This is a genomic window from Actinomadura sp. NTSP31 (genome assembly GCF_041951385.1).
In the GTDB taxonomy this organism is placed as follows: Bacteria; Actinomycetota; Actinomycetes; order Streptosporangiales; family Streptosporangiaceae; genus Spirillospora; species Spirillospora napierensis.
Genome location: NZ_JBGNUT010000008.1, coordinates 25,996 through 48,216 on the forward strand (window position 1 = coordinate 25,996; position 22,221 = coordinate 48,216).

Genomic DNA, 22,221 nt, shown 5'->3' on the forward strand with positions numbered 1-22,221 from the left:
GCGCTCCGGCGCCGTGTCCGAAAAGTACGGTGGAGCACATGAGCGCCTCAATGATCGACTGGAATGTGGCGGTCCAGGCGGGAACGCGTCTGGTGCGGCCCGGACCGCAGGTCAGCCACGAAGAGGCCCGCGAGGTGGTGGCGCAGCTGCGGGAGCTGTCCAAGGACGCGCACGGGCACGTGCGGGACTTCACCGGCATGGCCTCCGAGCTCGATCCGGACCCGGCGACGGTCGTGGACAGGCCCGGATGGATCCGCGCCAACGTGGACGGCTTCCGGGTGGTGCTGGAACCGCTCATGGAGCAGATGTCCGAGCGCAAGGGCCCCGGCCCATGGGGCGGCGCGGGCAACGTGGTGGTGCAGGCGGTCGGCTCGCGTGTCACCGGTATGCAGGTGGGCGCGATCCTGGCCTACATGGCCAGCCGTGTCCTCGGGCAGTACGAGCTGTTCCTGCCGCCGGACCCGTCCGGGCGCGCCCCCACGGGACGGCTCACGCTGGTGGCGCCCAACATCGTCCATGTGGAGCAGGAGCTCGGCGTCCACACCCGCGACTTCCGGCTGTGGGTGTGCCTGCACGAGGAGACGCATCGCGCGCAGTTCACCGGGGTTCCGTGGCTGCGCGAGTACGTGCAGGACCAGATGACCCAGTTCCTGTTGGCGTCCGACCTGGACCCCGGCGTGATGCTGGACCGCATCCGGGACGCGGCGGAGGCCGTGGCCGACGCCGTGCGCGGCGGGGACGCCAACCTCATCGACGCGATCCAGACCCCCGAGCAGCGCAAGATCCTGGACCGGCTGACCGCCGTGATGACCCTGGTCGAGGGGCACGGCGACTACGTGATGGACGCGGTCGGGCCGGAGGTCGTGCCCTCGGTGGAGCAGATCCGCGCCCGCTTCCAGGGGCGCCGTGACGGCGGCTCCAAGCTGGACAAGACGATCCGGCGCCTGCTCGGCATCGACCTGAAGATGAAGCAGTACGCGGAGGGCTCCCGGTTCGTCCGGCGGGTCGTCGCGGAGGCCGGCATGAGCGGGTTCAACCAGGTGTGGCAGTCCCCGGAGACCCTGCCCACGCACGACGAAATCAAGGAGCCCGCCCGCTGGATGGACCGGGTCATCGGCCCGCGCGCCATCGACGTGGTCCCGCCGGAGGCCAGCGAGGCGTGAGGTCCCCGATGGCGCCCTCGCAGAGGCGTGCCACCGGGGCATGAATGCGGATGCCGCTTCCGCCGCATGGGGACCTCCGGTGGTAGACGTTTCCCATGGGGCCTGATCCGGCGGTGGCGGCGGTACGGCTGGAGGTGCGGCGCGTTCTGGCCGACCTGCCTGCCGGAAGCATGGTGCTCGCCGCCTGTAGCGGCGGCGCGGATTCGCTGGCGCTGGCTGGAGCCCTCGCCTTCGAGGCGCCCAGGGCGGGCCTTCACGCGGGTGGAATCACCATCGACCACGGCCTGCAGGACGGTTCGGGCGCGCGCGCGGACGCGGTCGTGCGCACGCTCGCCGACCTCGGTCTGGACCCGGCCGGCTCTATCGCCGTCACCGTGGACGGCGAGGGAGGGATGGAGGCCGCGGCCCGCAACGCCCGCTACGCGGCTCTGGACGGGGCCGCTGATCGCCTCGGAGCGGCAGCGGTGCTCCTCGGTCACACCCGGGACGATCAGGCCGAGACGGTCCTGCTGGGGCTGGCGCGCGGTTCGGGGACCCGTTCCCTCTCGGGAATGCCCACGTCCTTGAGGCGCCCCTCGGCTCGTGGTGAGGTTCTGTATCTCCGTCCCTTGCTGGAGTTGGACCGGGCCACCATGCGCAGGGCCTGCCTGGCGATGGGCCTGGAACCCTGGGACGACCCCCACAACGACGATCCCGCCTACACGCGCGTGCGCGTGCGCCACGAGGCTTTGCCCGTCCTGGAGGCGACGATCGGGCCGGGTGTGGCCAAAGCCCTAGCGCGAACCGCCCGGATGCTGCGCGAGGACGCCGACGCCTTGGACGATCTGGCCGCGCGCGCGTACGAGGAACTCCGATCCGTCGAGGACGGCCACGGCCTCGCCCTCCGCGTCGACGGTCTCGAAAGACTGCACAGAGCCGTCCGTACGCGGGTGTTGCGGATGGCCGCGGTCAAAGCCGGCAGCCCACCGGGTACGCTCGCGGCCGTCCATGTCGATGCAATGGATCGGCTGGTCACGGCCTGGCACGGCCAGCGGCACGTCGATCTGCCCGGGGGTCTTCGAGCGTTCCGGCGGTATGGGAGGCTGCTGTTCGGCCCGGTTTGACGCCGTGCCGTGTGCGACCCGTCACATGGCGTGTCCGCCGCGGCAAGGCGTCCGTCCCGCGCGGGCGGGCGAAGTCACAGCGATGAGGGTGGGGTTGTGGACGAGAAGGACCTGGGCAACGACCTGGCGAAGGTGCTGATCCCCGAGGCCGACCTGCAGGCGAAGGTGCGCGAGCTCGCCGCCCAGGTCGACGCGGACTACGCCGGCAAGGACCTGCTCCTCGTCGGCGTCCTGAAGGGCGCCGTCATGATCATGGCGGACCTGGCGCGGGCGCTGCACTCGCCGGCCTCGATGGACTGGATGGCCGTGTCGTCCTACGGTTCGGGCACCAAGTCGTCCGGCGTGGTCCGCATCCTCAAGGACCTGGACACCGACATCCTCGACCGCCATGTGCTCATCGTGGAGGACATCGTCGACTCGGGTCTGACGCTGTCGTGGCTGGTCAGCAACCTGCTCTCGCGCGGGCCCGCGTCCCTGGAGATCTGCGCGCTGCTGCGCAAGCCGGAGGCGGTGACGGCCGACCTCGACGTGAAGTACATCGGCTTCGACATCCCTAACGAGTTCGTCATCGGGTACGGGCTCGACTATGCGGAGAAGTATCGGAACCTTCCGTTCGTGGGGACGCTGGCACCGCACGTGTACGGCGGCGACGGTGCCTGAGGCCGTGGCCTCCGCGTCCTCCGCGCGCGCCGCCTGGAACCCCCAGGGAACAAGCGGCCGTGACGGATCGTTGCAAAGGTCGTTGACGGGTATATGGAGAGGATCAGGAGATCGGCGCTGGCTGCGTCTCCTGTGCCCTGCGGTGTACCGTCGTTATCCCGGGCCCTCGGGCCGGGGAACCAGGTGAGGGAGACCGCCATCGACGGGTCCGGAGCGATGGGCCTTTTGTTGGTCGCAGTGGCGTCCGCCCCCCGGGACGGGCGAGGATCGCACACAGATCGTTGGTCAGGAGGGACGGGCCCCGTAGGGGTAACCGGATAAATGGACGTGAAGCGCTATTTTCGCGGGCCGCTGCTGTGGATCCTGCTGTTCGGCCTCTTGGTCGCCCTGGTGATGTGGGGCGTCAACCCCGGCCGCTCGTTCGAGAAGACCGACACCTCGAAGGTGGTCCAGGAGATCCAGGCGGGACAGGTGAAGTCCGCCAAGATCGTCGACAAGGACCAGCGGATCGAGGTCACGCTCAAGAACGGCAAGCAGCAGCAGGCCTCCTGGGTCGACGGCCAGGGCCTCCAGCTGCAGAACCAGTTGCAGAAGCAGGCCGACGCCAAGCAGTTGCCCGGCGGTTACAACGTTGATGTCCCCAAACAGAGCTTCTTCCTGAATCTGCTGTTCAGCCTGCTGCCCATCGTGGTCATCGTGCTGATCTTCCTGTTCATCATGAACCAGATGCAGGGCGGCGGCTCGCGGGTGATGAACTTCGGGAAGTCGAAGGCGAAGCTCATCACCAAGGACACCCCCAAGACCACCTTCGCCGACGTGGCCGGGGCCGACGAGGCCCTGGAAGAGCTGGAAGAGATCAAGGACTTCCTGCAGAACCCGGCGAAGTTCCAGTCGATCGGCGCGAAGATCCCCAAGGGCGTGCTGCTGTACGGCCCGCCCGGCACCGGCAAGACGCTGCTCGCGCGCGCCGTGGCCGGCGAGGCGGGCGTGCCGTTCTACTCGATCTCCGGCTCGGACTTCGTCGAGATGTTCGTCGGTGTGGGCGCCTCCCGCGTCCGCGACCTGTTCGAGCAGGCCAAGACCAACGCGCCGTCGATCATCTTCATCGACGAGATCGACGCCGTCGGCCGGCACCGCGGCGCGGGCCTCGGCGGCGGCCACGACGAGCGCGAGCAGACGCTGAACCAGCTGCTGGTCGAGATGGACGGGTTCGACGTCAAGGGCGGCGTGATCCTGATCGCGGCGACCAACCGTCCCGACATCCTCGACCCGGCGCTGCTGCGTCCCGGCCGGTTCGACCGGCAGGTCACCGTGGACCGTCCCGACCTGGAGGGCCGCAAGGGCATCCTGCGCGTGCACGGCCGCGGCAAGCCGTTCGCCCCGGACGTCGAGCTGGACATCATCGCGCGCCGCACCCCCGGCTTCACCGGTGCGGACCTGGCGAACGTCATCAACGAGGCCGCGCTGCTCACGGCGCGCTTCGACCGCAAGCTCATCGACATGGAGACCCTCGAGGAGGCCATCGACCGCGTCATGGCCGGGCCCGAGCGCAAGACCCGGGTGATGTCGGAGAAGGAAAAGAAGATCATCGCCTACCACGAGGGCGGGCACGCTCTGGTGGCGCACGCGCTGCCGAACTCCGACCCCGTGCACAAGGTGACGATCCTGCCGCGCGGGCGCGCGCTGGGGTACACCATGACCCTGCCGATGGAGGACAAGTTCCTCACTACGCGCTCGGAGATGACCGACCAGCTGGCCATGCTGCTGGGCGGGCGCACCGCGGAGGAACTGGTCTTCCACGAGCCGACCACCGGCGCGGCCAACGACATCGAGAAGGCCAGCTCCATCGCCCGCAACATGGTGACCGAGTACGGCATGAGCGAGCGCCTCGGCGCCCGCAAGTTCGGCACAGGGCAGGGCGAGGTCTTCCTGGGCCGCGACATGGGCCACGAGCGGGACTACTCCGAGGACATCGCCTCCGCGATCGACGACGAGGTGCGCCGCTACATCGAGGCCGCGCACGACACCGCGTGGGAGATCCTCGTGGAGTACCGGGACGTCCTGGACGACCTGGTGGTCAACCTGATGGAAAAGGAGACCCTCTCCAAGGAGATGGTGCTGCGGATCTTCGCGCCGATCCAGAAGCGGCCGCACCAGAACTCCTACACCGGTTACGGCAAGCGCCTCCCGTCGGACCGTCCGCCGGTGCTGACGCCGAAGGAGCTGGCGCTGCTCGGTCCGCAGGACATGACCGACCTGACCAAGAACAACGGCCAGGGCAGCGGCGTCTCCTCCGAGTCCGCCGACCCGGCCCCGGGCGAAAGCTGACCGCCTTGGCCATCCCCTACGACGAAGAGCCGGTGCGGGAGGACCCCCCGGGGTTCGACCACGCGCGGATCGAGAAGGCGGTGCGCGAGATCCTGTTCGCGATCGGCGAGAATCCCGACCGCGACGGGCTCCGCGACACCCCGGCGCGGGTCGCGCGCGCCTACGCCGAGCAGTTCGCCGGCCTGCGGCAGACGCCGGAGGACGCGCTCACGACGGTGTTCGACGCCGACCATGAGGAAATGGTCCTGGTGAAGGACATCGAGGTGTACAGCGTGTGCGAGCACCATCTGGTGCCGTTCCACGGAGTGGCCCACGTCGGGTACACGCCCAACAAGAAGGGGCAGATCACCGGCCTGTCGAAGCTGGCCCGGCTGGTCGACGTGTACGCGCGTCGCCCGCAGGTGCAGGAGCGGCTGACGAGCCAGGTGGCGGACGCCCTGATGAGCGTGCTGGAGCCGCGCGGCGCGATCGTGGTGATCGAGGCGGAGCACCTCTGCATGACCATGCGGGGGGTGCGCAAGCCGGGGGCCAAAACGGTCACCTCGGCCGTGCGCGGAGATTTCCGTGATCACCCGGAGACGCGGGGCGAGGCGATGAGCCTGATTCTGGGCCGCGCCTGACCCGACCCCCTCTCCTTGTTCGTCCGAACCGCCGAACGGGCCTCAGCGTCGAGCTGAGGCCCGTTCGGCGTGTGACGGGTGAGCCGTGACGGACGACCGGGCGGTGGGCGCGGACGGCGAACCCGGGCCCAAGGCATAGGGTTGGCGGTATGGCCAGTGCCGCAGTTCCGGGTCTGCCCCAGCCGGGGCGATGCCTCGTCATGGGCGTGGTCAACGTCACACCGGACTCGTTCTCCGACGGCGGATCCTGGTTCGACCCGGAGAAGGCCGTCCGGCACGGGCTGGACCTCGTCGCCGAGGGCGCCGACATCGTCGACGTCGGCGGGGAGTCCACGCGTCCGGGGGCCCAGCGGGTGTCGCTGGACGAGGAACTGCGCCGCGTGGTGCCCGTCATCGAGGCGCTCACCGAGGAGAACGTCCCGGTCAGCGTCGACACCATGCGCGCGGAGGTGGCGGAGGCCGCCGTCGCCGTCGGCGCCCGGCTGGTGAACGACGTGAGCGGCGGGCTGGCCGATCCGGACATGCCGCGCGTCGTGGCCGCGGCCGGCGTCCCCTACGTGGTGATGCATTGGCGCGGCCACAGCCACGACATGCAGACCAGGTCCGTCTATGCCGACGTGGTCCGCGAGGTGCGCGAGGAGCTGCTGCACCGCGTCGACGCCGTCCTGCGCGAGGGCGTCGACCCGTCCATGGTCGTGCTCGACCCCGGGCTGGGATTCGCCAAGAGCCCCACCGCCGGGCACAACTGGGCCTTGCTCGCCCATCTGGACGAGTTCATCGGCACGGGCTACCCGATCCTCGTCGGAGCCTCCCGCAAGAGCTTCTTCACGACCCTGCTGGCCGAGCCGGACGGGACGCGCCGCCCGTTCGCCGAATGCGATGACGCCACCGTCGCCGTCACATCCCTTGCCGCGACGGCCGGTGCGTGGTGCGTGCGCGTGCACCGGGTACGTCCGAACGTGGACGCCGTACGGGTGGCGGCCGCGATCGAGGCCGCCCGACCCATGCACCCCGGGAGCGACCACGTATGAGCCGTGCAGTGAACCGCGCCGACCTGGAAGAGGTCCACGCCGAGTTCTACGCCGCCTTCGAAGCGGCGGACTTCGACCGCATGTCCGCCGTGTGGGCGGACGGCCCCTACGCGGCGGGCGTCTCATGCGTCCATCCCGGCTGGACCATGCTGCGCGGACGTGACGAGGTCCTGCGCTCGTGGGCCCTCATCATGGCCAACACCACCTACATCCAGTTCGTGCTGACCGACGTCGAGACGGACGTCTACGGCGACCACGCCGTGGTCACGTGCAAGGAGAACGTCCTCACCGCGGACGAGGACACCGAGGCGGGTTTCCTCGCGGGAGGAAGCATCGTGGCCACGAAACTGTTCGTACGGGTCGACGGGCAGTGGCGGCTGCTGCTGCACCACGGTTCGCCCGTCCTCAACTCCGCGGATGCAGAGGAAGAATGAGCCTGGACCGCACAGACCTGGACCGCATAGAAGTGCGCGGCCTGCGCGCCCGGGGACGGCACGGCGCGCTGCCGGCCGAGCGGGAGCTCGGGCAGGAGTTCGTGGTGGACGTCTCGCTCGGCCTCGACACCCGTCCGGCCGCGGAGACCGACGACCTGTCGCGTACCGTCGACTACGGCACACTGGCCGGGCGGCTTGTGGCCGCGGTCGAGGCGGACCCCGTCGACCTGATCGAAACGCTGGCCGACCGGCTCGCGAAGATATGTCTGGAGGACCCGGCGGTGGCGGAGGCCGAGGTCACCGTCCACAAGCCGAGCGCCCCGGTGCCGCACCCCTTCACGGACGTCGCCGTGAAGATCAGGAGGAGTCGCCCATGACAGCGTCCGACCGCATGCCCGACCGCACCGCGACCGGCGGCCACATGCTGGTCCAGCACCGCGTGGTGTTCTCGCTCGGCAGCAACCTCGGCGACCGGCTGGACAACCTGCAGGAGGCGGTCGACGCGCTGTTCGACGCCCCCGGCCTGGAGTACGTGGCGTGCTCCCCGGTCTACGAGACGCCGCCGTTCGCGCCGCCCGGGGAGACGATCCCCGAACAGGGCGACTACCTGAACATCGTGGTCGTGGCCGACACCCGGCTGCCACCCGAGAACCTGCTCGAGCGGGTCCTCAACATCGAGAACTCCCTGCGCCGCGTCCGCGAGGTCCGCTGGGGGCCGCGCACGCTCGACATCGACATCGTGGTGTTCGGGGACATCTCCTCCGACGACCCCGACCTGACCCTGCCGCACCCGCGCGCGCACGAGCGGGCGTTCGTGCTCGTGCCGTGGGCCGACATCGAGCCGGACGTGCTGCTGCCGGGCCACGGCCGCGTGGGCGACCTGGCGGAGGCCAAGCAGGCGGAAGGGGGCCCGTCGGCCGTTCGCCGCCGGAGCGATCTGACTCTGCAGCAGCCTGCATGAAGCCGTCCCGCCCGCTGTTCCTCGTCGCCCTCGTGATCGTCGTGGCAGTGATCACCTGGGCGGTGCTGCGCTCCGCGTACGTCTCGCTGCCGCCCCTGCCGTGGACGGCGGTGCCGACGCTGCTGCTGCTGGCGCTCGGTGAAGGGTTCACCGGGTACAACCTGCTGCGCCGCATCCGCCGCAAGCCGAACACGAAGCCGGTGGAGCCGCTGGCGGTCGCGCGCACGGCCGCGCTGGGGAAGGCCAGCGCGCACACCGCGGCGCTGATCGCCGGCGTCTTCGCCGGTTTCGCCGCGGGCCTGGCGGACTCGCTGGACAAGTCGACTCCGCGGCACGACTTCTTCGTCAGCCTCGGCACGTTCCTGGCGGCCGTGGTGCTGGTGGGCGCCGCGTTCTTCCTGGAGTACGCGTGCCGCGTACCGAAGGACCCCGACGAGGAGCAGCGCGACCGGAACGCCTCCCGGGCGTGACCCGGGGTCTCCGGTGGGCGCCGCTACTTGTCGATGTCGCCGACGACGAAGAACATCGAGCCCAGGATCGCGATCATGTCGGCGACCAGGTTGCCGGGCAGCAGTTCCGCCAGCACCTGGATGTTGTTGAACGAGGCGGACCGCAGCTTCATCCGCCACGGCGTCTTCTCGCCCCGGGACACCAGGTAGTAGCCGTTGATGCCGAGGGGGTTCTCCGTCCAGGCGTAGGTGTGCCCCTCGGGCACCTTCAGGACCTTCGGCAGCCGCTGGTTGATGGGTCCGGGCGGCAGTTCGCCGAGCCTGTCCAGGCACGCGTCGGCGAGGTCCAGCGACGCGTACACCTGGTCCAGCAGGCACTCGAAGCGGGCGAGGCAGTCCCCTTCCCGCCGGGTGACCACCCGCACGTCCAGTTCGCCGTAGGCGAGGTACGGCTCATCGCGCCGCAGGTCGAAATCGACTCCGGACGCCCGCGCGAGCGGCCCCGACACGCCGTACTGGAGGATCTGCTCCCGCGTGAGCACTCCGACGCCGCGTGTGCGCGCGCGGAAGATCTCGTTGCCCATGATGAGATCGGCGATGTCGCCCATGCGGGAACGGACCTCGGAGACCGCCGTCCGCGCGCGCGCCGTCCACCCGGCGGGCAGCTCGTCCTTCAAGCCGCCGACACGGTTGAACATGTAGTGCATGCGGCCGCCGGAGATCTCCTCCATCACCCGCTGCAACGTCTCCCGCTCGCGGAACGCGTAGAAGATCGGCGTGATCGCGCCCACCTCCAGCGGGTACGAGCCCAGGAACATCAGGTGGTTCAGGACCCGGTTGAGCTCGGCGAGCAGCGTCCTGGTCCACACCGCGCGGGTCGGCACCTCCATGCCGAGCATCCGCTCGACGGCGAGCACCACGCCGAGCTCGTTGGAGAACGCGGACAGCCAGTCATGCCGGTTGGCCAGCACGATGATCTGCCGGAAGTCCCGCACCTCGAAGAGCTTCTCGGCGCCCCGGTGCATGTAGCCGACGATGGGCTCGGCCGCCGAGATCCGTTCGCCGTCCAAGGTCAGCCTCAACCGGAGCACCCCGTGCGTGGAGGGGTGCTGGGGGCCGATGTTCAACGTCATGTCCTCGGTCGCGAGCTCCTTGGCGCCCGCACCGATGCCGACTATCCGCTCGGTGGTCATGGTCGCGTCTCCGCCGCTCCGGTCACCGCTTCATGGTCCCATGGCGAGCGGTGGGCGTTATCCGATTGACTAGGGGGTGATGAACCCCAGCCAGAGCGGTCACCCGCAGGATCCCGCGGAAGCGTCACCGGCCCGGCCCGGCTTCGTACCGGGCGCGGGCGGGCAGGCACCCCCCGTGGACGGACGGCAGATGGGCGCCCACCCGCAGCAGCCGGGAGCGCCGGTCGCGGCGCCGCCGACCTACCGGGCCGACCAGGCGTTCGCCCCCGGAGGCGGGCTCCAGTGGTCGACGATCTCCGGACGCCACGCGCCGCACCGGCTGTTCACGGCCGTGCTGTGGGCGGTTCCGGTCGGTGCTCTGGGCGCGTACGCGGTGTGGCTGAACGGGGGCGCGGTCGCGGCCGTCATGTGGATCGCGGCCGTGCTGCTGGCTACCGCCGTCACGTGGGTCGTCGCCGAGCTCGACCGCAGGTCGTTCGGATATGTCGAGCGCGCGGAAGACCTCGTCGTGACCCATGGTGTGCTCGTCAAGCGGCTCATCGTCGTCCCTTATGGCCGCATGCAGTTCGTGGACGTGACCGCGGGGCTTCTGGAGCGGTGGATGGGCATCGCCACGGTCCGCCTGCACACGGCCGCCGCGGCGACCGACGCGGCCATTCCCGGGCTGCCCGCGCTGGAGGCCGCTCACCTGCGCGACCGCCTCGCCCAGAAGGGCGAGGCCAGGAGCATGGGCCTATGAGCCGCCCTTACGGCCCGCCGTACGGGGCACCTGGTCCTTACGGGCCGCAGCGAGGCCCGTACGGTCCGCCCGGACAGCCGTCCTACGGGCAGCCTCGTCCGCCTTACGCTCCGCCTCGTCCGCCCTATGGGCCTCCATACGCCTACGGACCGCCGCCCGGTTACCGGCCGCCTCCGCCTCCGATCCGGTTCTCGGAGGGGACGCACCGGCTGCACTGGTCGACGGCGCCGTTGCGCGCCTTCGTCTTCCTCATCATCTACTTCGTGCTGCTCGGGTTCCCGCTGCTGCTGACCCAGACGCACAACGGCGTCGCGCTGGAGCTCACGCCCGAAGTGGTGACGCGCTTCCTCGTGGTGTCGGTGGTCATGACGGCGGTGGCGATCGGGTCCGGCCTGTGGACCTGGCTGGCCCTGCGCTTCCGCGTCGACGGCGACGACCTGGTGGTCGAGACGGGGCTTCTCCAGAAGCGCGCGCGCCGCATCCCGCTCTCTCGGATCCAGGCCATCGACGTCGTCCGTCCCCTCGTGACGCGGGTGTTCTCGCTGGCGGAGGTTCGGGTCGAGCTCGCGGGCGGCGAACAGAGCGAGATCGCGCTGCGCTACCTCGGGCGCCACTCCGCCCAGCAGTTGCGCGCCGAACTCCTCGCGCGCGCGGCCGGTCTCCCCGGGCACACGCCCGAGGCGCCGGAACGGCACATGTGGCGCGTCCCGTTCGGGAACCTGCTCGCCTCGCTGCTCCTCCGGCTGCCGGTGCTCGGTACGGGAGTGCTCTTCTTCGCGACGCTGGTGTTCCTCGTGGTGTACGCCGAGGGCGGCATCCTGGCGGTCACGGTCCCCATCGTGCTCGGGCTCATCCGGGCCGTCATCGCGCCGCTGGTGATGTACGCCAACTTCACGGTCGCGATGTCACCGGACGGGATACGGCTGCGGTACGGGCTGCTCGAGACGCGGATGCAGACGCTTCCGCCCGGCCGCATCCAGGCCGTCAGCATCATCGAGCCGGCGATCTGGCGCCGGGTCGGATGGGCCCGCGTCGAGGTCACCGTCGCCGGCTACGCGGGGGAGCGCCAAGCGCTGTCCTCGACGCTGCTGCCGATCGCGCCCAGGCACGTCGCCATGCACCTCGTCTCGCAGGTCTTCCCCGGCACCCAGGTCGATGCCGTGCCGCTCGTCCCCGCATCGTCGAAGTCGATCGCGATCGACCGGGCGGACGGCGCCGGTTCCGACGACGTGGTCTTCGTGGCGCGGCACGGATGGCCCTGCCAGCGCACCGATGTGATCGCTCATGCGCGCGCGCAGAGTGTCCGGCTCACCGTGAACCCGTTCCAGCGCCTGTTCGGCCTGGCCACCGTCCACGTCGACGCGCCGCCGGGACCCGTCCAGGTGGCCGCGGCCGACCGGGAGCTCGGCGAGGCCCGCGCGATCGTCGAGTCGACCGCCCGCCGGGCCCAGGCGGCCCGCAGCGCCGGCGGCGACCCCGCCCACTGGGCCGCCCGCTGACGGACCCGGTTATCCACAGAACGACATTCCACTTCCCCGCCCGTCCGGGCCCGTCGACCATGAGTGGTGTCGGTCGGGATCTCGAAGGGGTCAGGAGGACGTCGTGAACAGTTCGCGGACGCGTGCGGCGAAGCCGGTCGGGAACGAGGTGTTGCCGTTGTGGCCGCCGGGGAACTCCTCGATGGGACGTCCGAGCAGCGCCGACAACTCGACGGCGCACTGGTGGTTCCAGGCCTTCTTGGAGTCCTTACCGGCGGCGGGGATGATCCGGGTGTGCGCCGCCGCGGCGGCGACCTCGGCCGGGCCGAGCGTGTCCATGCGGCACTGGGGGATGTCGTTGGCCAGGTAGTAGCCGAAGTTCGCCGCCCGCTCCTCGGTCATCGGGGCGGCGACGACGCCGGCCTCGGTCTCGATCCGGGCGGGGTCCAGGCCGGTGAGCGCCGCGGCCGCGGGCACGGCGGCACGCCAGCCGCCCGTCCGGTACAGGTCCTCGATCTCGCCGAGCCGGCGTTCGATGTCGGCGCGGTCGGCGGCCGACAGCAGACCGGGGGTCGCGGGGTCGTGGGCGATGAGGGCGGAGAGCTGTCCGGGGTGCGCCGCCGCCAGGTGGAGTCCATAGAGGGCGCCGAGGCTGCACCCCAGCATCAGGGCGGGCTCGTCGGTCAGCTCGGCGAGCAGGTGGTGGACGTCCTCGGCGTGCATGGCGGGCGTCACCGGGAGGGAGGGATCGTCCACCGCCGTCCGGGAAAGGCCCCGGCGGTCGTAGGTGACGACCGTGTAGTGCCCGGCGAGCCGGTCGACGAGATCGGCGGTCCGGTGGGCGTCGCCCTCGCCGCTCTGGCCGATGATCAGCAGCGGGCCGTCACCGCGGACCTCGTAGTACACCTTCGCGCCGGGCACCTGCAGCATCGCGGCCGTGGTCGCGTTCATCGGGTCCTCCTGAGGAGTGGGTCGAGCCCTCGGTAAATACATCTCTATAGATACATCTAAAGAGATGTATCTGTCCAGATGTAAGTTGGGAGGTGTGAACGGAGTCGAGTTGTTCCTGCTGGGGCGGACGCTGATGAAGATCGGGGAGGAGGCGATGCCGGCGCCGCGCGGCGGTCCGGCGGGCGGCACCCGCGCGGTCCTGATCGTGCTGAGCGACATCGTCGACCATCCGGACAGCGCGATCGGGGAGATCGCCGAGCGGACCGGGCTGCCGCAGAGCCAGGTCTCCACCGCCGTCGCGCGGCTCAGGAAGACCGGGTCGGTGGTGACCGCCCCCGACCCGGACGACCGCCGCCGCTCGCTGGTCCGCAAGGCCGACGAGGTCTCCGAACGCGTGGCCGAGGTGCGGGCCGCCACCATCGACGCCGCCCTGACGGCGGCACTGGGCGGAAGGGAGCACCTCACGGAGGTGGCGGACGCCCTCGACACCCTGTCCCGCCACCTCGCACCGGGAAACCGCGCGTCCCGGCGCCATCCCTGACCCGCCCCGGCCGTGGTGTCGCGTTTGGGGGGTGTGCGGGGGAGGCGCCCTATTGTCTGGGGGTGAGCGATTTTGGGTACGAGCCGTGGTCGGCGGAGTTCGTGGCGAACCCCTATCCGGTGTTCGCGACGCTGCGGGCCGAACGGCCGGCGTTCTTCCACGAGCCGACCGGGCAGTGGGTGGTCAGCCGGTACGAGGACGTCGACGCGCTGCTGCGGGACAGGCGGCTCGGCCGTTCCTACCTGCACGTGGCCGGGCACGAGGAGTTCGGGCAGCAGCCGGAGGCGGAGTTCCTCAAGCCGTTCTGGGACCTCGTCCGGGCGGGGATGCTCGACGTCGAGCCGCCCACGCACACGCGGTTGCGGCGGCTGGTGTCCAAGGCGTTCACGGCGCGGATGGTCGAGGGGCTGCGGCCGACGGTCCGGAGGCTGGCGGAGGAGGCGGCCCGGTCGCTCGCCGCCGAGGGCGGTGGCGACCTGATCGCCGAGGTCGCCGAGCCGCTGCCGGTCACGGTGATCGCGGAGATGCTCGGCGTGCCCGCGGCGGATCGCCCCCTGTTGCGTCCCTGGTCAGCGGACATCTGCGGCATGTATGAGCTGAACCCGCCCGAGGCGGCGCAGCGGACGGCGGTTCGCGCGGCGGTGGAGTTCTCCGACTACCTGCGGGAACTGGCCCGGTCGCGCCGCACGGAGCCGCGGGACGACCTGATCAGCGCCCTCGCCCAGGTCGTGGACGAGGGGGACCGGCTGACCGAGGACGAACTGATCGGCACCTGCGTCCTGCTGCTCAACGCGGGGCACGAGGCGACGGTCAACGCGACGGGCAACGGGTGGTGGACGCTGTTCCGCAACCCCGGCGAGCTGGAGCGGCTCCGGCGGGACGTCTCGCTCGTGCCCACGGCCGTCGAGGAACTGCTGCGGTACGACACGCCGGCGCCGATGTTCGAGCGGTGGGTGCTGGAGGACGTCACCGTTGCGGGCGTGGACATTCCGCGCGGTGCCGAGGTGGCGCTGCAGTTCGCGTCCGCCAACCGGGACCCGGAGGTGTTCACCGATCCCGACCGGCTCGACCTCGCCCGCGACCCGAACCCGCACATCACGTTCGGCCTCGGCATCCATTACTGCCTCGGCGCCCCGCTCGCCCGGATCGAACTGGCCGAGTCCCTGGCTGCGCTGCTCCGGCTGGCCCCGGGCCTGCGGCTGGTCTCCGAGCCGGAATGGAAACCCGGCTTCGTCCTCCGCGGCCTGCACGCCCTCCACGTGGAGTGCTGAAACAGCCGCAACGTGGTCGCGACGAGCAGCCGGTGCTGCCCGTCCACCGCCCGAGCCCGCGCCGGCAGCACGCCGGGTGTCGGTGGGGGCGCGTCAGGGCGTGGCGAACGCGGGCGGGAGGGGAATGCCCACCGCCTGCGCGAGCCATCCGAAACCGCCCAGGCCGGACGGGTCGGTGAGTTCGGCCTCCTCACCGGCGCGGCACAGGGCGGCGAGGTAGCCGCGGGGGTCGCTGTGGGCTAGAGCCAGCGGCGGGCGCGCTCCGGAGAGGCCCAGTGCGAGGAGGGCGGCGCGCTGGGTCGTGAGGAGCGTGGCCGTGGCGCCGGCCCGCTCGCCCGCGGCGGTGCAGGCGTCGAGGGCGACATGCGCCGTCACGTCGCAGGAGCCGTCCGGGACGGCGGGGACGGTCGCGCCGTCGCGGTAACCCGTCAGCGTGCCGTATGGCGGGCGGGTGTCGCGGGCGTGCGAGTAGTCCACGGCGATCGCCAGGCCCCGGTCGAGGCGTCCGACGACCGAGGCCCAGGCGGCGCAGCGCGGATGCCCGATCTCGGCGCGGTCGCCCGGCTCGTGGAGCGGCCACCAGTTGTCCAGCCAGTCGCGGTCTTCGGCGGACGGCTCCGCCCCCGGTCGTTCGCTGCCGCTGGACGGGTCGACCAGCACGGTGCGGACGCCGTCCGCGGTGTGCTCGACGACGTCGAGGGGGATGTTGTCCAGCCACTCGTTGGCGACGGCGAGGCCGGTGATGCGGTCGGGAAGGTCGGCGCGCCAGGTGATGGCCGCCGGAATGTCGGAGGGCCGTGGTGCTATCTCCACGGCGGTGGGGACCAGCCGGGAGGTGATGCCGGGGGGAAGGCAGGCGAGGATGTTGCTCAGCAGGCGGCCCGAGCCGGCGCCGATGTCGACGAGGTCGAGGCGCGCGGGCCGGCCGAGCGCGGTGTCGACGTCGAGCAGGAGCCGGGCGATCGCGGTGGCGAAGCGCGGTGAGGCGTGCACCGAGGTGCGGAAATGCTCGGCGGGACGCTCGCCCCGCCGGTAGAAACCGCTCTCCCCGTACAGCGCCCGCTCCATCGCGGTGCGCCATGTCAGCCACTCGGTAACCAACGCCGCCACGTCCGTGACGTTACCGTGGGACGGCCCCCGGACCATCCCTGTGGAGGACACCGGTCCGACTTGCGGCCGATCCGGGCCTGACCAGCGGGTACATACGCTGGCGGCATGGTCGGGAGCTTCTGGGAGTGGCTGCGCGGCAAGAAAGCGCTGGTCGACGCCTTTTTCGCGGCCCCCGTGCTGCTCGCGTCCCTCCCCGCGCTGCTCGACGGGCACCAGGCGATGTCGGGTCCGGTCTATCTCGCGCTGACGGTCGGGCTCGTCGCGCCGCTGGTGCTGCGGCGGACGTTCCCGCGGACGGTCTTCGCGGTGGTGGCGCTGATCTCCGGCGTCCAGTGCGCCGCCGGTGCCGTGCCGGTGGTGGCGAACGTGGCCGTCCTGATGGGCCTGTACACGGTCGCGGCCGGGTGCGCGTTCCGCTGGGCCCTCGCGGCGGCGGCGGTGGGCGAGCTCGGCGCGGTGATGGCGACGCTGCGGTACCCGTCCGGCGGTGACGATCGGCAGTCGACGCTGCTGATGCTGTCGGTGGTGGTGGCGGGCGTGTGGATCCTCGGCCTGCACATGCGGACGCGCCGCGCCTACCTCAGCTCCGTCGAGGAGCGGGCGGCGCGGCTCGAGCGGGAACGCGACGCCGAGGTGAAGATGGCGACGGCGGCGGAGCGGGCGCGCATCGCCCGCGAGCTGCACGACGTGGTGGCGCACAACGTCAGCGTGATCGTGGTGCAGGCGGACGGCGCGTCCTTCGCGATCGACACGGACGTGGAGCGGGCCCGGCAGGCGCTGGAGACGATCTCGCTGACCGGGCGCACGGCGCTGGCGGAGATGCGGCGGCTGCTCGGGGTGCTGAGGGAGGACGACGACGCGAAGGCCTACGCGCCGCAGCCGGGTGTGGCGCAGTTGGACGACTTGGTCGAGCAGGTGCGCTCGTCGGGGCTGCCGGTGACGTTCGAGGTCGCCGGTTCACCGCCGGACATGTCGGAGGGACGCCAGCTGACGGTGTTCCGCATCGTGCAGGAGGCGCTGACGAACACGCTCAAACATGGCGGGCCGCGGGTGGCCGCGACGGTCCGGCTCCGGTACGCCTGCGACGCGGTGGAGGTTCTGGTGCACGACGACGGGCGCGGCGCGGCGGCGGCCGACGACGGGCGCGGCCATGGTCTCGTGGGGATGCGGGAGCGCGCCGCGGTGTACGGCGGCGACGTCCGCGCCGCGCCGTGTCCCGGCGGCGGCTTCGAGGTGGTCGCGCGCATCCCGACCCGCGAGGCCGTGTGACCCCGCGCGGTGCGTGCGGTCCGGGGGCGGTGCTGCGGGTGGGAGCGTAGGACGTGAACGCGGGGACGAGGTGGGGCCCGTCCCACCGCGTGCCCGTTATGAGGAGGCGTGATGGAGATGGACGAGCCGGAGCCCGGGCCCATCCGGGTCGTGCTGGTGGACGATCAGGAGCTGGTGCGGGCCGGCTTCACCATGGTGCTGGACGCCCAGCCCGACATCGAGGTGGTGGGCGAGGCCGGGGACGGCCAGCAGGCCCTCGACCTGCTGCGGACGACGGAGGCGGACGTCGTGCTGATGGACGTCCGGATGCCCCGGATGGACGGCATCGAGGCGACGAGGCGGATGGCGTCCGGCGCATGGGGCGGTGCCGGGCACGGTGCCGGGCACGGTGCCGGGCGCGGCGGCGGCGAGAGCGCGCCCAAGGTGATCATCCTGACCACCTTCGACCTGGACGAGTACGCGTTCGCGGCGATCAAGGCGGGCGCGGGCGGGTTCCTGCTGAAGGACGCGGGCCCGGCGCAGCTGATCGAGGCGATCAAGGCGGTGCACTCGGGGGACGCGGTGGTGGCGCCGAGCACCACCAAGCGGCTGCTCGACCGGTTCGCGCTGCACCTGCCGGACTCCGAGCAGAAGGCGAGCGGCGCGCTGGAGAGCCTGACCGACCGCGAGGGCGAGGTGCTGCGGCTCGTCGCGCGGGGGATGTCGAACGCCGAGATCGCCGGCCGGCTCTTCGTCTCGGAGGCGACGGTGAAGACGCATATGGGCCGGATCCTGATGAAGCTGGGACTCCGCGACCGGGTGCAGGCGGTCGTCTTCGCCTACGAGACGGGTCTGGTCAAAAGCGGTCAATCCGGTGACCCTAGGTGAGTTCATGATCACCTTATGGCGACTTGTTGCCGCCCTGCTGAGCCGCACTAGCCGCTGATCTGAGAGTGACCGGGTAGTTACCGTACGCGACGCCCTCTCGAGGGCGGCTTCGGAAATATTCGCTTCGGGCCGGTCGGCCCGGTACGGAGGACTCTCGTGTTCAAGAAGCTCGTCGCCACCGGCATCCTCGGTTTCGCGGTGGTCGGTTCGGCCCTGGGAGCGGCGCCCGCCTACGCCGGCGGCTGGGGTCACGGCCATGGCAAGGACCACGGCAAGGAGCATGGCCACGGTGGCCAGTTCAACGGCAACCACACCAGCGGCAACGGCTCCATCATCGGCGGAAACCAGATCAACCTTCCGATCTCGGCTCCGATCGACGTGTGCGGCAACGCCGTCGCGGTGATCCTCGCCCACGCGAGCGCGAGCTGCAAGGGCGGCGCGTCCGTCGACAACGGCTGATCGGCCGCGCCCGGTCCGGCAATGGACCGGCACGAAGCGCCGGAGGACCCGTGGGGGCCTCCGGCGCGTTCGGTGCCCGGCCGTGCGACAGGTCCGGCGAACGCGACAAAGCGGTTACACTTTGTAACGTCATGATTACTCGTTGGTGACTATTTGCCCTCATGCTGGGCCGCTCTGTTGGCTTACCCGAGAGTAGCTGGGTAACTACCGTACGCGACGCCCTCTAGAGGGCGGCTTCGGAAATATTCGCTTCGGGCCCTCGGCCCGGTACGGGAGGACTCTCGTGTTCAAGAAGCTCGCCGCCACCGGCATCCTCGGTTTCGCGGTCGCCGGTTCGGTTCTGGCCGCGGCCCCCGCGTACGCCGGGGGTCACGGCCACGGCCACGGCCACGGTGGTCAGTTCAACGGCAACCACACCAGCGGCAACGGCTCCATCCTGGGCGGCAACCAGATCAACCTTCCGATCTCGATCCCGATCGACGTCTGCGGCAACGCCGTCGCCGTCGTCGGCATCGCGGGCGCGGGCTGCAAGGGCGGCGCGTCCGTCCACAACGGCTGATCGGCCGCGCCGGCCGCACGGCGGCCCGGCACTGAGGCGCCGGAGGTCCCACTGGGGCTTCCGGCGCCTTCACGTCTGCGGTCGCCCCCCGTCCCCGGTGGCCGGACGCGCAGGTCAGAGTGGACGCGCCGGCGGGTCGGCGGTGGCGGGGACCGGGCGAGCGTCCGCACCGAATCCGCGACAGCGGACCGGATGCGTACGCCTCAGGTCGTAGGGCGCGGGCCGGGGCAGCCGGAAAGCTGACACGGAGCGGAGCCGCTCGGCCGATGGCAGCGGCGCCGCGTGTTCCTAGCGTTGATCACGGTCGTATCCGTCCACGAAGGAGTCGCCGTGACCAGCACGTTCACCCGTCCGCTCGGGGGCCCGGCCCGATGTTGAGGACGACGCTGGCGGGCCTGCGGGCCCACAAGCTGCGCCTGCTGCTGACGGCGGTGGCCATCACCCTCGGCGTGGGCTTCATCTCCGGCACGTTCGTGCTGACCGACACGATGAACCAGGGTGTCGCGCGGACGTTCGCCAGGTCGGCCGGCAAGGTCGACGTCGCCGTCCAGCCCGCCCCGGACAAGGACGCCGGCCTCACGGGCGCCGGCCCCAAGGACGATTCCGGCATCCCGCTCGACGTGCTGGACCGCGTCAAGGCGGTTCCCGGCGTGACGGACGCGCAGGGCGCGGTGCGCGGGGACGCGGCGCTCGTCGGCAAGGACGGCAAGACCGTGGGCGATCTGCCGAACGTCGGCATCTCGGTGCCGTCCGGGAAGCTGCTGCGTGTCGACGTCACCAAGGGCCGGGTCCCGTCCGGCGGGTCCGAGGCCGTGCTCGGCAAGGACCTCGCGGACCGCTCCGGGTACGGGGTCGGCGACGCGGTGACGGTCCTGGACCACGCGAACCGCCCGCACCGCTTCACCGTCGTCGGCCTGGTCGACTTCGGCATCGACGAGGAGGCGAGCTCCCGGGGCGGCGTCGGCTTCGACACCGCCACCGCGCTGGCGATGACGGGAGCGAAGGAGTACCAGGAGATCGACGTCCTGGGCGCGGGCAAGGGCGCCGTCGCGGCGGCGGTCGGCGACCGGTACGAGGTCCTCACGGGCGAGCGGCTGGCGAAGCGGCTGGCCGACGCGGCCGGTGCGGACACCGAGATCATCCAGGCCGGCCTGCTGATCTTCGGACTGGTCGCGATGCTGGTCTCGGCGCTGGTCATCTACAACACGTTCTCGATCCTGATCGCGCAGCGGATGCGCGAGATGGCGCTGCTGCGCTGCGTCGGCGCGAGCCGCCGGCAGGTGTTCGGCGGGGTGGTCACCGAGGCGTTCGCGGTCGGGCTAGCCGGGTCGGCGCTCGGCGTCCTCGCCGGCGCGGGGCTCGGCGCCGGCGCGGTCGCGGTGATGGCCCGGCTCACCGACAAGGTGCGGATGGACGGGCTGGCGCTGTCCGCGCCGACGGTCGCGATCGGCCTCGCGGTCGGCGTGGTGGTGACGGTCGTGTCCGCGCTGCTGCCGGCGCGGGCGGCGACGCGGGTCGCGCCGGTCGCGGCGCTGCGCGCGGAGCCGGAGCCGGGCGGGGGGCGGTTCCGGCTCGGCCGGGTCCGCTCGGCGCTGGCCGTGCTGCTCGGCGCGGGCGGGCTCGCGCTCGGCGTGCTGGGCTCGGTGGGCATGGCGAAGGGGCAGGCCGCGATGTACACGGTCGCGCTCGCGGGCGCCGTGTTCTTCCTCGCGGTGGTGACGGCGATGCCGGTCCTGGTGCGCCCGCTCGGACGCGTCGCCGGGATCGTCCCGGCGCGGCTCGGCGGGGTGCCGGGACGGCTCGCCGTGGAGAACGCGCGCCGGTCCCCGCGCCGCACCGCGACCACGACGATCGCGCTGACCGTCGGCATCGGGCTGATGAGCCTGTTCGCGGTGGTCGCGGCCAGCGGCAAGGCGACGTCCGCGCAGAAGCTGGCGGAGCAGTATCCGGCCGAGTTCCAGGTGCAGGCGCGGACCGGCGACGGCGGCGGCCGGGCCCCGCACGCGCTCACCGAGGCGCTGAAGGGGAGGCCCGAGTTCTCCACCGTGTTCGAGGTGCTGGCCAAGGACGGCTACGTCGACGGCAAGAAGACCGGCGTCGCGAGCCTGACCGGGACGGCGCTCGGGACCGTCCTGAAGCCGAAGCTCGTCGATGGGTCCGCCTCCGCCCTGACGCCGGCCGGGCTGAAGCCGGGGACCGCGATCGTGGAGGAGCGCCTCGCGGAGAAGCACGGCCTGCCCGCAGGACGGACCGTCCAGGTGCGGACGGCGCACGGCACCGTCCCGGTGAAGATCACCGCGGTGTACCGCACGTCGGCGACCGCGCTCGGCGGCCTGCTGGTGCCGGAGGCGGACTTCACCCGCTACTTCGGCGCTCCCGACGACTCCGCGATCTACATCAAGGACCGGGACGGCGTGCCGGCCGACACCGCGCGCCGGGCCGTCGAGGCGGCCGCGCGGCCCTACCCGGCCGCGAAGGTCTACTCGTCCGCCGAGTTCGAGAAGAGCGTGCGCAACGCCATCGACATGATGCTGATGATCTTCGGCGGGCTGCTCGGCCTGGCGATCGTCATCGCGCTGTTCGGCATCGCGAACACGCTCACGCTGTCGGTGGTGGAGCGGACCCGCGAGTCGGCGCTGCTGCGCGCCCTCGGCCTCACCCGCCGCCAGCTGCGCCGGATGCTGTCGGTGGAGGCGCTGGTCATGGCGGTGATCGGCGCGTTCACCGGGGTCGTGCTCGGGGTGGCGTTCGGCTGGGCGGCGACCAACGCGATGGAGGACGGGGCGGTCTTCTCGCTGCCCTATCTCCAGGTGGTCGGGTTCGTGCTGCTGGCGGGCGCCGCCGGCACCCTCGCCGCGGTGCTGCCGGCGCGCCGGGCGGCCGGGGCCTCCATCGTGGAGTCGCTCGCGCACGACTGACCGGACGGCCGAGGAGATACACGGAATGTGACGAGCGCCCGGATTCGGAGAGTCACCGAATCCGGGCGCGTCGTCTGCGATGCCGTGCCTCGCCCACCGCGGGGACGGCGTTGCGGT

The 22,221-nt window shown here is 71.4% G+C and carries 22 protein-coding genes; 19 read left to right on the top strand and 3 right to left on the bottom strand.

Features of this window, described 5'->3' with window-relative positions:
* The first annotated feature begins 50 nt into the window (after nucleotides 1–50).
* The 10 genes from ACA514_RS15395 (at nucleotide 51) to ACA514_RS15440 (ending at nucleotide 8,770) form a co-directional block, all read left to right on the top strand.
* Complete coding sequence (locus tag ACA514_RS15395) at nucleotides 51–1,163, top strand: zinc-dependent metalloprotease (protein ID WP_375042077.1); 1,113 nt, start codon at nucleotides 51–53, stop codon at nucleotides 1,161–1,163.
* Between the two features lie 95 nt (nucleotides 1,164–1,258).
* Nucleotides 1,259–2,266, top strand: a complete 1,008-nt coding sequence (gene tilS, locus ACA514_RS15400) for a tRNA lysidine(34) synthetase TilS (protein WP_375041800.1) — start codon at nucleotides 1,259–1,261, stop codon at nucleotides 2,264–2,266.
* Nucleotides 2,267–2,362: 96 nt separating this feature from the next.
* Nucleotides 2,363–2,926: a hypoxanthine phosphoribosyltransferase gene (hpt, locus tag ACA514_RS15405; RefSeq protein ID WP_375041801.1), complete on the top strand. Its 564-nt coding sequence runs from the start codon at nucleotides 2,363–2,365 to the stop codon at nucleotides 2,924–2,926.
* Between the two features lie 321 nt (nucleotides 2,927–3,247).
* Nucleotides 3,248–5,254 carry an ATP-dependent zinc metalloprotease FtsH gene (gene ftsH, locus ACA514_RS15410; RefSeq protein ID WP_375041802.1) on the top strand — a complete coding sequence of 669 codons (2,007 nt, stop codon included), beginning with the start codon at nucleotides 3,248–3,250 and terminating at the stop codon, nucleotides 5,252–5,254.
* A 5-nt stretch (nucleotides 5,255–5,259) separates the two neighbouring features.
* Nucleotides 5,260–5,874 (top strand): GTP cyclohydrolase I FolE, encoded by a 615-nt coding sequence (gene folE, locus ACA514_RS15415; protein WP_375041803.1) that lies wholly within the window; start codon nucleotides 5,260–5,262, stop codon nucleotides 5,872–5,874.
* Nucleotides 5,875–6,023: 149 nt separating this feature from the next.
* The gene (folP, locus tag ACA514_RS15420; protein ID WP_375041804.1) at nucleotides 6,024–6,905 is read left to right on the top strand and encodes a dihydropteroate synthase; all 882 of its coding nucleotides are present in this window, start codon (nucleotides 6,024–6,026) and stop codon (nucleotides 6,903–6,905) included.
* Nucleotides 6,902–7,339, top strand: a complete 438-nt coding sequence (locus ACA514_RS15425; RefSeq protein ID WP_375041805.1) for a nuclear transport factor 2 family protein — start codon at nucleotides 6,902–6,904, stop codon at nucleotides 7,337–7,339. Before folP ends, ACA514_RS15425 begins: the two co-directional genes overlap by 4 nt.
* Complete coding sequence (folB, locus tag ACA514_RS15430; RefSeq protein ID WP_375041806.1) at nucleotides 7,336–7,716, top strand: dihydroneopterin aldolase; 381 nt, start codon at nucleotides 7,336–7,338, stop codon at nucleotides 7,714–7,716. Before ACA514_RS15425 ends, folB begins: the two co-directional genes overlap by 4 nt.
* Complete coding sequence (folK, locus tag ACA514_RS15435) at nucleotides 7,713–8,300, top strand: 2-amino-4-hydroxy-6-hydroxymethyldihydropteridine diphosphokinase (protein WP_375041807.1); 588 nt, start codon at nucleotides 7,713–7,715, stop codon at nucleotides 8,298–8,300. Before folB ends, folK begins: the two co-directional genes overlap by 4 nt.
* Nucleotides 8,297–8,770 (top strand): DUF3180 domain-containing protein, encoded by a 474-nt coding sequence (locus ACA514_RS15440; protein ID WP_375041808.1) that lies wholly within the window; start codon nucleotides 8,297–8,299, stop codon nucleotides 8,768–8,770. Before folK ends, ACA514_RS15440 begins: the two co-directional genes overlap by 4 nt.
* A 23-nt stretch (nucleotides 8,771–8,793) precedes the next feature.
* Here ACA514_RS15440 and ACA514_RS15445 read toward each other — a convergent pair whose 3' ends face one another.
* Nucleotides 8,794–9,942 (bottom strand): NADH-quinone oxidoreductase subunit D, encoded by a 1,149-nt coding sequence (locus tag ACA514_RS15445; protein WP_375041809.1) that lies wholly within the window; start codon nucleotides 9,940–9,942, stop codon nucleotides 8,794–8,796.
* Nucleotides 9,943–10,117: 175 nt separating this feature from the next.
* Here ACA514_RS15445 and ACA514_RS15450 point away from each other — a divergent pair, with 175 nt between their 5' ends.
* Both ACA514_RS15450 and ACA514_RS15455 read left to right on the top strand, forming a co-directional pair.
* Nucleotides 10,118–10,681, top strand: coding sequence for a PH domain-containing protein (locus ACA514_RS15450; protein ID WP_375041810.1), 564 nt, complete (start codon nucleotides 10,118–10,120; stop codon nucleotides 10,679–10,681).
* Nucleotides 10,682–10,911: 230 nt separating this feature from the next.
* Complete coding sequence (locus ACA514_RS15455; protein ID WP_375041811.1) at nucleotides 10,912–12,180, top strand: PH domain-containing protein; 1,269 nt, start codon at nucleotides 10,912–10,914, stop codon at nucleotides 12,178–12,180.
* Nucleotides 12,181–12,270: 90 nt separating this feature from the next.
* On the opposite strand, the gene ACA514_RS15460 is transcribed toward ACA514_RS15455, so the two are convergent.
* Complete coding sequence (locus tag ACA514_RS15460) at nucleotides 12,271–13,110, bottom strand: alpha/beta fold hydrolase (protein WP_375041812.1); 840 nt, start codon at nucleotides 13,108–13,110, stop codon at nucleotides 12,271–12,273.
* Between the two features lie 94 nt (nucleotides 13,111–13,204).
* On the opposite strand from ACA514_RS15460, the gene ACA514_RS15465 reads away from it, so the two are divergent.
* Nucleotides 13,205–13,651, top strand: a complete 447-nt coding sequence (locus ACA514_RS15465) for a MarR family transcriptional regulator (RefSeq protein ID WP_375041813.1) — start codon at nucleotides 13,205–13,207, stop codon at nucleotides 13,649–13,651.
* A gap of 62 nt (nucleotides 13,652–13,713) precedes the next feature.
* A complete protein-coding gene (locus ACA514_RS15470; RefSeq protein WP_375041815.1) occupies nucleotides 13,714–14,922 on the top strand; it encodes a cytochrome P450 in 1,209 nt (402 codons plus the stop codon).
* Nucleotides 14,923–15,015: 93 nt separating this feature from the next.
* Here ACA514_RS15470 and ACA514_RS15475 read toward each other — a convergent pair whose 3' ends face one another.
* On the bottom strand, nucleotides 15,016–16,032 hold the full coding sequence (locus ACA514_RS15475; protein ID WP_375041816.1) for an SAM-dependent methyltransferase: 1,017 nt from the start codon (nucleotides 16,030–16,032) through the stop codon (nucleotides 15,016–15,018).
* A 105-nt stretch (nucleotides 16,033–16,137) separates the two neighbouring features.
* Here ACA514_RS15475 and ACA514_RS15480 point away from each other — a divergent pair, with 105 nt between their 5' ends.
* From ACA514_RS15480 to ACA514_RS15500, 5 genes are all read left to right on the top strand, one after another.
* On the top strand, nucleotides 16,138–17,301 hold the full coding sequence (locus ACA514_RS15480; protein WP_375041817.1) for a sensor histidine kinase: 1,164 nt from the start codon (nucleotides 16,138–16,140) through the stop codon (nucleotides 17,299–17,301).
* 117 nt (nucleotides 17,302–17,418) lie between these two features.
* Complete coding sequence (locus tag ACA514_RS15485; protein WP_375042078.1) at nucleotides 17,419–18,168, top strand: response regulator; 750 nt, start codon at nucleotides 17,419–17,421, stop codon at nucleotides 18,166–18,168.
* A gap of 156 nt (nucleotides 18,169–18,324) precedes the next feature.
* Nucleotides 18,325–18,627 (top strand): chaplin family protein, encoded by a 303-nt coding sequence (locus ACA514_RS15490; RefSeq protein ID WP_375041818.1) that lies wholly within the window; start codon nucleotides 18,325–18,327, stop codon nucleotides 18,625–18,627.
* A 283-nt stretch (nucleotides 18,628–18,910) separates the two neighbouring features.
* Nucleotides 18,911–19,186, top strand: coding sequence for a chaplin family protein (locus tag ACA514_RS15495; RefSeq protein WP_375041819.1), 276 nt, complete (start codon nucleotides 18,911–18,913; stop codon nucleotides 19,184–19,186).
* Nucleotides 19,187–19,557: 371 nt separating this feature from the next.
* Nucleotides 19,558–22,104 carry an ABC transporter permease gene (locus ACA514_RS15500; RefSeq protein ID WP_375041820.1) on the top strand — a complete coding sequence of 849 codons (2,547 nt, stop codon included), beginning with the start codon at nucleotides 19,558–19,560 and terminating at the stop codon, nucleotides 22,102–22,104.
* Nucleotides 22,105–22,221 lie beyond the last annotated feature (117 nt).

Coding starts and splice junctions, on each gene's coding strand:
- ACA514_RS15395 (WP_375042077.1), top strand. CDS start 51: ATGATCGACTGGAATGTGGCGGTCCAGGCGGGAACGCGTCTGGTGCGG.
- tilS (WP_375041800.1), top strand. CDS start 1,259: ATGGGGCCTGATCCGGCGGTGGCGGCGGTACGGCTGGAGGTGCGGCGC.
- ftsH (WP_375041802.1), top strand. CDS start 3,248: ATGGACGTGAAGCGCTATTTTCGCGGGCCGCTGCTGTGGATCCTGCTG.
- folP (WP_375041804.1), top strand. CDS start 6,024: ATGGCCAGTGCCGCAGTTCCGGGTCTGCCCCAGCCGGGGCGATGCCTC.
- ACA514_RS15425 (WP_375041805.1), top strand. CDS start 6,902: ATGAGCCGTGCAGTGAACCGCGCCGACCTGGAAGAGGTCCACGCCGAG.
- folB (WP_375041806.1), top strand. CDS start 7,336: ATGAGCCTGGACCGCACAGACCTGGACCGCATAGAAGTGCGCGGCCTG.
- folK (WP_375041807.1), top strand. CDS start 7,713: ATGACAGCGTCCGACCGCATGCCCGACCGCACCGCGACCGGCGGCCAC.
- ACA514_RS15440 (WP_375041808.1), top strand. CDS start 8,297: ATGAAGCCGTCCCGCCCGCTGTTCCTCGTCGCCCTCGTGATCGTCGTG.
- ACA514_RS15445 (WP_375041809.1), bottom strand. CDS start 9,942: ATGACCACCGAGCGGATAGTCGGCATCGGTGCGGGCGCCAAGGAGCTC.
- ACA514_RS15460 (WP_375041812.1), bottom strand. CDS start 13,110: ATGAACGCGACCACGGCCGCGATGCTGCAGGTGCCCGGCGCGAAGGTG.
- ACA514_RS15480 (WP_375041817.1), top strand. CDS start 16,138: ATGGTCGGGAGCTTCTGGGAGTGGCTGCGCGGCAAGAAAGCGCTGGTC.
- ACA514_RS15485 (WP_375042078.1), top strand. CDS start 17,419: ATGGACGAGCCGGAGCCCGGGCCCATCCGGGTCGTGCTGGTGGACGAT.
- ACA514_RS15500 (WP_375041820.1), top strand. CDS start 19,558: ATGTTGAGGACGACGCTGGCGGGCCTGCGGGCCCACAAGCTGCGCCTG.